The organism is Phytohabitans houttuyneae (assembly GCF_011764425.1).
GTDB lineage: Bacteria > Actinomycetota > Actinomycetes > Mycobacteriales > Micromonosporaceae > Phytohabitans > Phytohabitans houttuyneae.
In genome coordinates, this window is record NZ_BLPF01000001.1 from 266,848 (window position 1) to 279,169 (window position 12,322).

At 73.5% G+C, this 12,322-nt stretch carries 11 protein-coding genes and 1 pseudogene; 10 read left to right on the forward strand and 2 right to left on the reverse strand.

What is annotated here, in order from left to right:
• Positions 1-59 precede the first annotated feature (59 nt).
• Entirely contained in the window at positions 60-2,207 is a 2,148-nt protein-coding gene (locus tag Phou_RS01245; RefSeq protein WP_173052774.1) for a copper resistance CopC family protein, read from the reverse strand.
• A 247-nt stretch (positions 2,208-2,454) separates the two neighbouring features.
• Between Phou_RS01245 and Phou_RS01250 the strand changes: the two genes are divergently transcribed.
• The 9 genes and pseudogenes from Phou_RS01250 to Phou_RS01285 all read left to right on the forward strand — a co-directional run bounded on the left by Phou_RS01250 (position 2,455) and on the right by Phou_RS01285 (position 9,830).
• Positions 2,455-3,198: a GntR family transcriptional regulator gene (locus Phou_RS01250; protein ID WP_173052776.1), complete on the forward strand. Its 744-nt coding sequence runs from the start codon at positions 2,455-2,457 to the stop codon at positions 3,196-3,198.
• 60 nt (positions 3,199-3,258) lie between these two features.
• On the forward strand, positions 3,259-4,536 hold the full coding sequence (locus Phou_RS01255; protein ID WP_173052779.1) for an ABC transporter substrate-binding protein: 1,278 nt from the start codon (positions 3,259-3,261) through the stop codon (positions 4,534-4,536).
• On the forward strand, positions 4,533-5,441 hold the full coding sequence (locus Phou_RS01260) for a carbohydrate ABC transporter permease (protein ID WP_173052781.1): 909 nt from the start codon (positions 4,533-4,535) through the stop codon (positions 5,439-5,441). The genes Phou_RS01255 and Phou_RS01260 overlap by 4 nt, the downstream gene beginning before the upstream one ends.
• Entirely contained in the window at positions 5,438-6,250 is an 813-nt protein-coding gene (locus tag Phou_RS01265) for a carbohydrate ABC transporter permease (protein WP_173052783.1), read from the forward strand. The genes Phou_RS01260 and Phou_RS01265 overlap by 4 nt, the downstream gene beginning before the upstream one ends.
• Positions 6,247-6,921, forward strand: a pseudogene (locus tag Phou_RS55250) (N-acetylglucosamine kinase); the annotation flags it as partial. The gene Phou_RS01265 and the pseudogene Phou_RS55250, both read left to right, overlap by 4 nt.
• A 131-nt stretch (positions 6,922-7,052) precedes the next feature.
• Positions 7,053-7,178, forward strand: a complete 126-nt coding sequence (locus tag Phou_RS54245; RefSeq protein ID WP_281364994.1) for a hypothetical protein — start codon at positions 7,053-7,055, stop codon at positions 7,176-7,178.
• The gene (locus Phou_RS01275) at positions 7,175-7,840 is read left to right on the forward strand and encodes an N-acetylmannosamine-6-phosphate 2-epimerase (protein WP_173058042.1); all 666 of its coding nucleotides are present in this window, start codon (positions 7,175-7,177) and stop codon (positions 7,838-7,840) included. The genes Phou_RS54245 and Phou_RS01275 overlap by 4 nt, the downstream gene beginning before the upstream one ends.
• Entirely contained in the window at positions 7,837-9,069 is a 1,233-nt protein-coding gene (locus Phou_RS01280) for a hypothetical protein (RefSeq protein ID WP_173052319.1), read from the forward strand. Before Phou_RS01275 ends, Phou_RS01280 begins: the two co-directional genes overlap by 4 nt.
• The gene (locus tag Phou_RS01285) at positions 9,066-9,830 is read left to right on the forward strand and encodes a sugar isomerase domain-containing protein (RefSeq protein WP_246273119.1); all 765 of its coding nucleotides are present in this window, start codon (positions 9,066-9,068) and stop codon (positions 9,828-9,830) included. The genes Phou_RS01280 and Phou_RS01285 overlap by 4 nt, the downstream gene beginning before the upstream one ends.
• On the opposite strand, the gene Phou_RS01290 is transcribed toward Phou_RS01285, so the two are convergent.
• Positions 9,804-11,549: an ABC transporter ATP-binding protein gene (locus Phou_RS01290; RefSeq protein WP_173052785.1), complete on the reverse strand. Its 1,746-nt coding sequence runs from the start codon at positions 11,547-11,549 to the stop codon at positions 9,804-9,806. The genes Phou_RS01285 and Phou_RS01290 overlap by 27 nt on opposite strands.
• Positions 11,550-11,647: 98 nt before the next feature.
• Here Phou_RS01290 and Phou_RS01295 point away from each other — a divergent pair, with 98 nt between their 5' ends.
• Positions 11,648-12,220, forward strand: coding sequence for a TetR/AcrR family transcriptional regulator (locus Phou_RS01295; RefSeq protein ID WP_246273120.1), 573 nt, complete (start codon positions 11,648-11,650; stop codon positions 12,218-12,220).
• Positions 12,221-12,322: the final 102 nt, after the last annotated feature.

Below are 12,322 nucleotides of genomic sequence, written 5' to 3' on the forward strand. Positions count from 1 at the left end.
CGCCGGGTTCCCGGCGGACCAGGCCCTGCCGGACCCGGGAAACGTCAGCGGTCACCGCACTAGGGAATGTCTATTGTGTACTCCGCGGTGTGCACCTGGCCGCCCACCTGGAAGTCGAAGAACGCCCGGTAGCGGCCGGCGCTCGGTGCGGTCAGCCAGAACTTCACCGCGCCGTCCACCAGCTCCGCCTCCGGGTGGACGTGGACGTAGCCGAGGTCGCCCTCGCGCACCACGACAAGGTGGCCGTACGCGCCCAGGTACCGCTCCAGCGTCGCGGGACCGGGCGCGCCCGTGCGGCTGACCCGGAAGAACATCGGCGCCGTCACGCCGACCGTCGGCGTGCCCTCCATCGACACCGCGAACGGCCCGGCCGTCGCCTGCGGCGCCGCCGGTGGCAGCGCGGCCGGGGTGTGCGCGCCCGGCACGTGGTGGTCGACGCCGAGCACGAGCGGCAGCTGGGTGCCGTCGGCCGCGGTCACCGTGAAGTCGGCGTAGACCCGGTAACCACCGGCGCGGGCCAGCTTGAGGGGGACGCTCCAGGTGCCGTCGGGGGCCATCGCCGGATGCAGATGCTGGTACCCCGAAAGGTCGCGGCCGACGACCACCAGGTGCAGGGGCTTGTCGTGTACCACCGCGAAGCGCGTCGCCGGCTGCCGGTCCGCGCCCACGACGCGGAACGTGTAGTTCACGGTGCTCCCCGCCGCCTGCGTGCGCCGCTCCGGCCGCAGCGTGTACCCGCCGCCGCTCACGCTCATGCCGGTCGCCTGCGCCTCGCCGCCGCTGCCGTCGCCGGGGTGGCTGTGCGCACCGGTACCGGCCGGATGCTGGTGCCCGTCGCCCGCGCTGACCGCGCCGCCGGTGGCCGCACCGGCGGGCACCGTCGCCGCCGCACCGCCGCCGGCGCGCTCGCCGTCCCCGCCCAGCCGCCCCAGCCCGAACCCGGCCAGCAGCGCCACCACAAGTCCGCCCGCCACCAGCGCCAGCCGCGTGTTCGTCAGCCCTCCGGCCGGCGCCACCTCGTCCACATCGGACACGCGACGGTCGCCGCCCTCCGCCGGCTCCGGCTCACCCGCGGGCTCCTTCGACGCGGGCTGCGCGCTGGCGGTGACGACCGACCCCGGCTTGCGGGCCGCGGGAATCGTCACCCGCCGACCGTTGCCCGCTCCCCCGCCCGAGCCGCCGGCCTTGCCCGCCGCTCCCCCGGCTGAGCCGCCGCCGCTGTCCGGCGTGGCCGTCCCCGTGCCGCCCGCCGAGCCGCCGTTCCGGTCGGACAGCGCCGCGCCCTTGCCGGCCCCGCTCCGCTCCGGCGAGGACATGCCTCTGCCGGCCCCGCTCCGCTCCGGCGAGGGCGTGCCTTTGCCGGCCGCGCTGCCGCTGCGCGCGGACGCCGCCGCTTTGGTGCCCGGCCGGTTGCCGCCGGCGCGCTGCCGGGACGCGCCGCCCGAGGAGCGGGTCCGCCCGGACGGACGGCCCGCCGGCACGGCCTTGCGCCGCCAGCCGACGAAGCCGGCCACGGCGGCCGCGATCGCCACCGCCCAGCCCGACCAGGCGATCCAGCCCGAACCGCCCTCGTCCTCGGCCGGAGCGGGAGCGGCCGCCGCTGGGGGCGACGAGGCCGGCGGTGCCGCGGCGGCGCCGGTCGAGCCGTGGCCGGACGTGCCGTGCTGCTCGGCGGCCGCCACCAGCGCGGGGTCCGGCTGGTTGGTCGGCACGCTCCACCCCTGCGGCGCCGCCGTCGCCCTGCCGCTGTAGGTGAAGGTCATCGTGCCCCGCACCGGCTCGCCGTCCGAGGCGACCGACAGGTAACTGACCGAGTACTGCCCGGCGGCCGGCAGGTGCGCCACCGTCACCACCGCCGGGAAGCCCGTCGTGTACTCCCGCGGCTCGAACTTGCCCTCCACCATGAAGTACTCGCGCACCGGCTTGGCGAGGGGCTTCGGCGAGCCGTACGTCCAGCCGTTGTCGAGGCGGCCGCCACCCGGCGCGGTGATCGTGAAGTACGCGTTCGACGCGACCTTCTCGGTGAAGTACAGCTCGACGGCCGACAGCGGCTCCGTCACCGTGGCGCCCTCGGCCGGCGTCGACATCGCGAGCGTGCCGTGTGCGGTGGCGGGCGGAGCGGCGGCGAGCACGGCGACGGCCGTGGCGAGCAGGAGCGCGAGCGAGGCGGACACCGCGCGGCGCAGCGTGGCGGGGAGGGGGCGCATCGCAACATCATCACGGCCGGACGGGGCCGAAACAAGAGACATCGGACGACTTGGCCGACTACGGACATGGTCCACCGTCCGGCGGCCGGGCGACCCGGTGGCCGTACCCGGATTAGACCAGGCGGCCCGCAGCCGAGCGCGCGCGACGAGGTCGTGGTCTAGCGGAATCGGCGCGGTGGTCTAGCCCACGGTAGCCGATCATGCTTACGGTGCCTTCAGCGACGAAGGTCCGGGAAGGAGGTGGGTGGTGCTGACGGGAGGGGCCGACAAGGCGGCGGAGGCGCGGGCCCGCCTGCTCGACCTGATCGACTCGCTGCCCACCGGGGAGCGGATCCCCGCCGAGCGGGAGCTGGCCGAGCGCTGGTCGGTGGCCCGCATGACGCTGCGCAAGGCGATCGACCGGCTCGTCCTGGACGGGCTGCTGGAGCGCCGGCAGCGCCAGGGCACCTACACCTGCCGGCCCCGGGTGCCACGGCACCTGACCATCGCCTCGTTCACCGAGGAGATGACCCGGCGGGGCGTGCGGGCCAGCAACAAGACGCTGGACCTGCGGCGCATGCGGGCCACGGTGCAGATGGCCCGCCAGCTGCGGGTGCCCGAGGGAGATCCGGTGACCCGCTTCATCCGGCTGCGGCTCGGCGACGACGAGCCGCTCGCGGTGGAGACCAACCTGGTGCCGGCGCGCCTCTTCCCCGACCTCACCGAGGCGGACCTGGAGGGCTCCTGGTACGCGCTGATGGCGGAACGCTACGGGATCGACATCATCTCCGGCACGGCACACGTCGAGCCGGCGCTGCCTGACCAGCGGACTGCCGAGCTGCTGTGCATCCCCGCCACCCAGCCGTGCTTCCGCATCCAGACGCTGGTGCGGGACCGGCGGGGGCGCGTCGTCGAGTACGGCGAGTCGATGTACCGCGGCGACTACTACACGATCACCGTTGAACTCCTGCCGACCGCCGGTGACCGCACGGTTCGCGACCGGTTGACCTGAGCGGCGACAAACCCGTTGGAGGTACCCCCTGTGACAACGCACCGCCATCGACGGCGTTTTATGGCTTTTGTCCTAGCGGTCGCCGTGGCCGGCACCGGCGCGCTCACCGCGTGCGGCGGCGATGACGAGGGCGGGGACGGCAACGTGACGCTCACGTTCTGGACCCACACCCACCCGCCGATGATCGACCTCAACAAGAAGCTGATCGCCGAGTACGAGAGCAAGCACCCCAACGTCAAGATCGAGTACCAGCAGATCCCGAACACCGAGTTCGCCACGAAGATGCTCACCTCGCTGAGCACCGGCGCGGGCCCGGACATCATCAACATGGACGACAACGCGCTGCGCGGCGAGTACTTCCCCAAGCGCCTGCTGTCCCCGATCGACCCGGCCGGCTTCGGCAAGTCCTCCGTGGAGGAGGTCGAGGCGGAGTACGTACCCGGCACGCTCGACGGCGCCAAGGACGCCGAGGGCAAGCTGTACGGGGTGCCGAGCGAGTTCAACGGCACCGCGTTCGCCATCAACACCAAGCACTTCAAGGACGCCGGCCTCGATCCCGCCAACCCGCCGAAGACGTGGCAGGACGTCGTCGACTACGGCAAGAAGCTCAACGCGGCCGGGCACAAGCAGGCGTTCAACTTCCTGTACCTGCACTCCGGCTGGTACAACCAGTGGTTCCAGACGCTCGCCAACCAGACCGGCGGCTCGATCCTGTCGCAGGACGGCAAGACCGCCACGCTCACCTCGGACGGCAGCAAGAAGGCGCTGCAGCTCTGGGTGGAGCTGGCCCGCACGTCCGGGATCGCCGACCCCAAGACGTCCTCGCGCGACGCGACCGCGCCGTACCAGGACCTGGCCAGCGGCGTGCAGTCGATGGCCATCGTCTACCCGTGGTCGATGGACCAGATCAAGGGGTCGAACCCGGACACGTACAAGGACCTCGCCGTCGTGCCGCTCCCCCAGGTCGACGCGGCCGCGCAGCCGGTCAGCCGGGTGTACGGCTACTTCTGGTCGGTCAACGCGGCGAGCAAGCGCAAGAGCGAGGCGTGGCAGTTCATCGCGTACCTGGCCAGCGCGCGGGACCGCTGGCTGACCGACGTGAGCTTCGTGCAGCCGGTCAAGGGCTGGGAGAGCAGCGCGCCGGCCAAGCAGATCCCGTTCATCGACGTGATCGCGCAGGCGTACGCCAACGGCCGGTACGACCAGGTCGGCCCGCACTGGAACGAGGTGCAGGACACCATCCACAAGGCGGTCGACGAGGCGGTGTTCGACGGCAAGCCGGTCGACCAGGTGCTCACCGAGGCCAACGAGGCCGTACAGCGGAGCATCGGCTCTTGACCACCACGACGGCACGCCCGGTTCGGGTGCCCGGCAGCAGCCGGGCGCCCGGCCGGCGCCGGCGCGTGCACGGCCGCGACCTGGTCGGCGCCGCGCTGTCGCTGCCCGCGCTGCTGCTGTTCGCCTTCTTCGCGATCTACCCGGGGCTGCGGGTGTTCTACCTGAGCCTTTTCGACTACAGCCTCACCGCGCCGCCGGAGTTCGTGGGGCTGGACAACTTCCGGTTCCTGGCCGAGGACCCCCGGTTCCGGCAGGCGGTGCTCAACTCCCTCTTCTACACCGTCGGCACGTACCTGCCCGCGCTCGCCCTCGCGCTGGCCCTCGCCGTGGTGCTGCGCCGCCGGATGCGCGGGCTCGGCTGGGTGCGCCTGCTGTACTTCCTGCCGGTCGCCACGAGCTGGGTCGCCATCTCCGTCGTCTGGCGACTCGTCCTGCACCCGGACGGCCTGCTGAACGAGACGCTCCACATCGACGTGAACTGGCTGACCAGCAGCAGCACCGCCAGGTGGGCACTGGTGATCATGGGCATCTGGAAGGAGACCGGCTTCTTCCTCATCCTCTTCCTGGCCGGCCTCGCCCGCATGCCCGAGGACGTGCACGAGGCGGCCCTCGTCGACGGCGCGAACACGTGGCAGCGCTTCTGGCGGGTCACGTTTCCGCTGCTCAAGCCGATCACCGCGATCTGCTCGGTGATCGCCGTGATCCGCGGCTTCCAGGCGTTCAGCCCGCAGGTGGTGCTCACCGGCGGTGCCTTCGACACGGAGGTGGTCAACCTGTTCGTTTACAAGACCGCCTTCGAGAGTGCGCGCATGGGCCGCGCGAGCGCGGTGGCCGTGCTCATGTTCCTGCTGCTCATCGCGGTGACGCTGGTGCAGCTTCGGGTGTTCCGGAGGAACGACGTATGAGGCGCCTCGTCTGGATCCCGGTGACCGCCGGCGGCCTCGCCTTCGCGGCCATCCTGCTGTACGCGGCCATCTCCGCCCTCAAGCCGGGCGGCGAGGTGCTCGCGGTGCCGATCGAGTGGTGGCCGAGCCGCTTCGAGTGGCACAACCTGAGGCTGCCGTTCGAGGAGACGCCGTTCGCCCGCTACTACGCCAACAGCGTCTTCGTCGGCGTCACCGTCACGTTGCTCAACATCGTCACCTGCACGCTCGCCGGGTACAGCTTCTCCAAGTTCTCCTACCCGGGTCGGAACGTGGCGTTCGTGGTCGTGCTGGCCACGCTGATGGTGCCGCTCGAGGTCATCTACGTGCCGCTGTACGCGCTGATCTACGACCTCGGCTGGGTCAACAGCTTCGCCGGCCTGATCATCCCGGCGGGCACCAGCGCGTTCGGCATCTTCCTCATGCGCCAGGCCATCGACTCGGTACCGGACGAGCTGCTCGAAGCCGCCCGGCTGGACGGCGCCGGCGTGATCCGCACCCTGCTGACGATCATCGGCCCGCTGGTGCGCGGCCCGATGGCGGCGCTGGCCCTGTTCATCTTCCTCATGAACTGGGACAGCCACCTCTGGCCGCTGCTCGTCGCCTCCGACGACGACCACCGCACCCTGCCCGTCGGCCTGGCCGCCATGCAGGCGAACAACCTGGGTGCCAGCGGGATCCCGATGATGATGGCCGCCGCGGTGCTCGCGCTGCTGCCGACGGTGGTGCTCTTCCTGTCGCTGCAGAAGCGGTTCGTGGAGGGCGTGGCGATGAGTGCGGGGCTGCGATGAGCCTGGTCGTCGGCGTCGACGGCGGGCAGTCGACGCTGCGCCTGTCGGCCGGTGGCGCCATCGCCGACGGGCCCGGCTTCAGCTACCACGACGGCGACCCGGTCTCGGTGACGCTCGGCTCCGTGCGCGCGGCGTGGACGCGGCTGGGCCACGGCGGGCCCGTCGAGCGGGTGGTCCTCGGGCTCACCGGCCTGCCGTCCACTGTGGAGCTGCGGGACGCGCTCGCGGCCGGTGTCGCGCGCCTCATGTCCGCCGGCGAGGTGGTGCTCTGCGCGGACAACGTGACCGCGCACGCGGGCGCGCTCCCGGACGGGTACGGCGTGGCGCTGACCGGGGGCACCGGCGTCAACTGCCTCGCCGTCGACGCGGCCGCCGCGGTCGTGCACCGGGTGGACGGCTGGGGCCACCTGTACGGCGACGACGGCAGCGCCTTCGCCATCGGCCGGGCCGGCATCGCGGCGGTGCTGCGCGCGGTCGACGGCCGTGGCGCGCCCACCGCGCTGTCGGCGCTGGCCGTCGCGCGCTTCGGTCCGGTCGAAGGGCTGCCGCTGCGCCTGTACACCTCGCGGCGGGTCGTCGACGACACGGCACGCTTCGCACCGGACGTGGTCGGCGCGGCGGGCGACGGCGACGAGGTGGCCGCCGCGATCGTGTCCCGCGCCGGGCGCGAGCTGGCCCGCACCGCCACCGCGGCCGTCGCGGTGCTGCCCGGCACCGGCCCCGTGCCGGTCGCGCACGTGGGCCGCCTGATGCCCGAGGGCGGACCGCTGGTCGGCGCGTACCGGGACGCGCTGGCGCGGCAGTGCCCCCGCGCGCGCGGGTGCCGGCCGCCGGCTCCGCGTTGGACGGTGCGCTCCGCCTCGCCGCCACGCCCGCGCTCATGGCCGCCTACGGCTCCCACATCCACGTCTACCGGGGGTTCTCGTGACGCTGTTTCCCGCCCGTTCGCTGATCGTCTCCTGCCAGGCCGGCGCGGCCAGCGCCCTGCGCGGTCCGGAGCCGATGGCGTTGATGGCCCGCGAGGCGGCCGCCGGCGGTGCGGCCGGCATCCGGGCCAACGGCCCCGCCGACGTGGCCGCCATCCGCGCCGCGGTCGACCTGCCGATCATCGGCATCCACAAGCTCGGCGACCCGGCCGGCGTCTTCATCACGCCGACCGCAGCAGCGGCCGCCGAGGTGGTACGGGCCGGCGCCACGCTTGTCGCGCTCGACGGCACGCTGCGTCCCCGCCCGGACGGCGTCCCGCTCGCCGCGCTCATCTCGGTCATCCACGCCGACCTTGGCGTGCCGGTGATGGCGGACGTCGACACCTACGAGGCCGGGGTCGCCGCCCGCGAGGCCGGCGCCGACCTCGTCGCCTCCACGCTGTCCGGGTACACCGGCGGCGGCCCGGTGCCGGACGGGCCCGACCTCGACCTCGTGGCCCGGCTGGCGTCCACACTGGACTGTCCCGTTGTCGCCGAGGGCCGGTACGCCACGCCGGAGCAGGTGCGGGCCGCGCTGGACGCGGGCGCGCACGCGGTCGTCGTCGGCACGGCCATCACCAACCCGGCGGCCATCACCCGCCACTTCCTCCGGGCGACGGCATGAGGGTCGGGCACGCCAGCGCCGCGCTCGACGTCCCGGTCGGTGCGGCCCTCGGCGGGTACGCGGCCCGCCCCGGCACCGCCGCCGGCACGCTCGACGGCCTGCGGGCGCACGCCGTCACCGTCCACAGTGGTGGGCGCCGGCTGGCGTGGGTGGTGCTGGACCTGCCGTACGTGCACGGCGACCTCGCCGCCGCGGTGGCCGGCCTGCTGCCCGGTACCGACGTGTGGGTGTCGGCCACGCACACCCACGCCGGCCCCGAGACGAGCTGCCTGCCCACCTCGCCCTCGACCCCGCCGCGGTGGCTCGCCGCGATCCCGCCGGTGGCGGCCTCGGCGGTGCGCGCGGCCGTCGCCGCCGAACGGGACGTCACGCTGCGGCTGCACCGCCAGCGGCTGGGCGGCGTCGGCGGCCAGCGCTCCGGCGCCCGCCCCCGCCGCACGGTCCCGATCGACGTGCTCCGCTTCGACCTGCCGGACCGCCTGGCCGGTCTGGTCGTCGTGCTTCCGGTGCACCCGACCGTCCTGGCGGCGGACAACCTGCTGGTCAGCGCGGACCTCACCGGCGCGGTGCGGCGCGCCCTCGCCGAGCGCCTCGGCCCGGACACCTTCGCCGTGGTGGCCACCGGGGCCGCCGGCGACATCAGCACCCGGCCGCACCGCCGGGCGCAGACCCCGCGCGAGTGCGACCGGCTCGGCGCGCTGGTGGCCGACGCCGTGGTACGCGGCCTGCGCCGCCCGCCCCGCGCCACCGGCGACGCCCTCGCCGTGGGGCGCGAGCGAGTCCCGCTGCCGCCGAAGCTGCCCACCGCCACCCCGGAGCTCGTCAGCAGGCTCGGGCGCCGGCTGGAGCGGGCCCGGGCGGAGGGAGACGCGGTCGCCACCCGCACGGCGTGGACCGCCCTGCAGGCCGCCGAGCTCGCCCTCGCCGAGCCGCCCCGCGACCACCCGGCCTGTGCCGTGTCGGTGGCCCGGCTGGGCGGGTTTTCGCTGGTGGGACTCGGCGCGGAGCCGTACCTCGACCTCGTCGCCCAGCTGGACCGGCTCGTCGACCACCCCACCGTCCTCGTCGGATACACAAACGGCTACCTCGGCTACCTGCCGGTGCGGGCCGCGTACGGGCGGGCGGACTACGAGGTGCTCCGCTCCCCGGTCGCCGCCGGCAGCGCCGAGCACGTCATCGACCGGACCGCGCGACTCGCCGCGGCCACCACCCCCACGGAGGAACAGTGAGCAACAGCACCATCGACCGGCCCGCCGCGCTCGGCGTGCTCCAGGACGCCATGGACCGCGTCGTCGCCACCCAGGGCGCCGCGATCAGCGAGGCGGCGCGGCTGTGCACCGAGGCGCTGACCGGCGACGGCATCATCCAGGCGTTCGGCACCGGGCACTCGCGGTCGTTCACGATGGAGATCGCCGGCCGGGCGGGCGGGCTCGTGCCGGCCAACCAACTGTCCATCAAGGACGTCGTGATGTACGGCGGCGTCGACCCCGAGGAGATCCTCGACCCCACCAAGGAGCGCGACCCCGAGCTGGCGCACCGGGTGTGGGAGCTGCACGACATCAGCCCGGCGGACGTGTTCCTCATCGCCTCCAACTCCGGCATCAACGGCGCGGTGGTGGAGATGGCCCGGCTCGCCCGCCGCAACGGCAACCCGGTCGTCGCGGTCACCTCGCTGGCGCACAGCGAGGCGGTGCCCACCCGCGACCCCGCGGGCGAACGCCTCTTCGAGGTCGCCGACGTCGTCATCGACAACTGCGGGGTGCCCGGCGACGCCGCGTACGAGCTGCCCGGCGGCGCGCGCATCGTGCCGACCTCGACGCTGACGAGCGCGCTGATCGCCCAGCTGCTGACCGCCGAGATCTGCGCGGCGCTGGTGGCCCGCGGCATCGACCCGCCGGTATACATCTCCGAGAACGTGGTCGGCGGCGACGCGCACAACGCCGCGCTGCGCGAGCGGTACGCCTCACGCATCCGCCGCCACGAGCCCTGACGTGGCGATGCGCAGCGCCTCGACGAGCCGGCGGTACAGCTCGTCGGTGGCGAGGAGCTCGTCGTGGCTGCCCTGGGCGCGCACCCGCCCGCCCTCCAGCACCACGATCGTGTCCGCGTCGAGCACGGTGGACAGGCGGTGGGCGATGGTGACGACGGCGCCCACCGCGGCCCGCTCGCGGACGCACTCCTGCAGCGCCGCCTCGGTGAGGCCGTCGACCTGGGCGGTGGCCTCGTCGAGCAGCAGCACGTCCGGGGTGCGCAGGATGGCCCTCGCCAGGGCGATGCGCTGGCGCTCCCCGCCGGAGACAGCGCTCGACGTGAGCGGTGTGTCCAGCCCTTCGTCGAGGGCATCGACCTTGCCGTCGAGCCGCACCGCCGCGAGCACCGCGCGCAGCTCCTCCTCGGTGGCGTCGGGGTGGGTGAAGAGCAGGTTGTCCCGGATCGTGCCGGGGACGATCGGCGTCTCCTGCTCGACGTAGGCCAGGCGGGCGCGCACCTCCCCGTGCCCGTATGTGCGGTAGGGACGGCCGTCCAGGAACAGCTCGCCGCTCTCCGGCTCCAGGAAACGCAGCATCAGTGAGAAGAGCGTGGTCTTGCCGGCGCCGGACGGCCCGACGACCGCGGTGTGGCCGCGCCGCGGGATGTCGAGGTCGATGTCGCGCACCGCCGGCTCGGTGCCCGGCGCGTAGCGGGCGGTGACGCCGCGCAGCGCGAGTACCGGCTGGGTGGGGTCCGGCTCGACCGCCGGCGGCGCGGAAGCGGCCGGCGGCGCGGTGGGCTCGACCTCGATGGCCTCGATCTGGCGGATGCGGGCCGCGGCCGCGACGCCGGCCTGCAGCGCCGTGACGTTCTGCGTGAGCTCGGTGATCGGCCCCATGAGCTGAAACGCGTAGAGCAGGAACGCGATCAGGCTGGAGATCTCCAGCAGCCCTTGCTCGGCCCGCCACGCGCCGATGCCGAGGATCGCGATGACCGAGAGCTGGATGCCGCTCCACGCGATCGTCCACACCACCGCGGTGCGCCGGGCGGCGCGGATGCTGGCCTCGGCGGACTCCCGCGCGTCCGCCTCGATCCGCGCGCTCTGCCGGGCCTCGGCGCGGCTGGCCTTGACGGTGCGGATCGCGCGGAGCGCGCCGTCCAGCGTGCCGCCGAGCCGCCCCACCGACTCCTGCGCGGCCTCCTGCGCCTTGGCGATCGTCGGCATCAGCGTGGCCATGACGGCGCCCACGATCACCACGGCCGCGAGCGTGCAGCCGAGCAGCACGAGGTCGAGCACGCCCATGAGCACCAGCGTCGCGATCATCGCGAGCGAGCTGTTGACGATGCCGACGATGCTGCTGGACGCCTCGCGGAGCAGGCCGGTGTCCGAGGTGGCCCGGGTGACGAGCTCGCCGCTGGGCCGGCGGGTGAGGTCGCCGACCGTGGCCGCGAAGTACCGCCGGATGATCGACACGCGTGCGTCGAGGATGACCCGCTCGGCCAGCGTCCCCATCAGGATCCACTGGCGCAGCGAGATGCCGGCGCCGACCACCACGAGCGCGATCAGCGCGGTGAGTGGCCAGGCCATCGAGCCGCCGAGCGAGTCGAGCACCCACTTGGTGACCATCGGGGTGGCGAGGCCGGCGGCGTTGGCCACCAGGCCGAGAAGGAGGCCGGCGACGAGCGTCGGGGTGTGCGGCCTGAGGAACGAGACGAGGGTGCGGAGGCGTGGACCCATGCCCTGAGTGGAACATGACTGTTCCAATACGGTCAAGTGGAATTCCGTGTAGGCACACTGACCTTCCTGAACGGCACAGCGGGATATAACCTCCTTACGTGGTGGACACGCAGGACACGGCCAGCCGGGCCCGCACGCGGCAGGCGATCATCGATGCCGCGATCGCCGTGCTCGGCAAAAATCTGTCCGCCCCGCTCGGCGAGGTCGCCACGGCCGCCGAGGTCGGCCGCACGACCCTGCATCGGTACTATCCGGAGCGCTCCGACCTGATCAAAGCGATCAAGGCGGAGAGCGTGCTGCGGCTCAGGCAGGCCACCGAGCGGGCCCGCCTCGACGAGGGCACCGGCGCGGAGGCGCTGCGCCGCCTCTGCGAGGAGTACTTCGACCTGGGCAACGTGCTCTCCCTGATCTTCAGCGAGCACCAGTTCCTCACCGAGGCCGACTGGTGCGAGTTCGGCACGTCCGAGGACCTCTTTCGGGTGACCGTCGAGCGCGGCCACCGGGACGGCTCGATCGACCCCGAGCTGCCGGTGAGCTGGCTGGAGAGCGTCCTGTGGTCGCAGCTCTACGCGGCCTGGAGCTACGCGGCGGAAAGCGGCGAGTCCCGCCACCAGGTGCTACGCCTGACCGTGCGCACCCTCGCCGGGGCGATCGCGCCGCGGGAGGCGTGATACCCGCGCACGTGAGCCAGGACACGCGTCGAGGGGTTCCCGGGCGGATAACCCGGTGGACCGTGTGATCATGTGCACGGAATATGACGGGGGACGACGGCC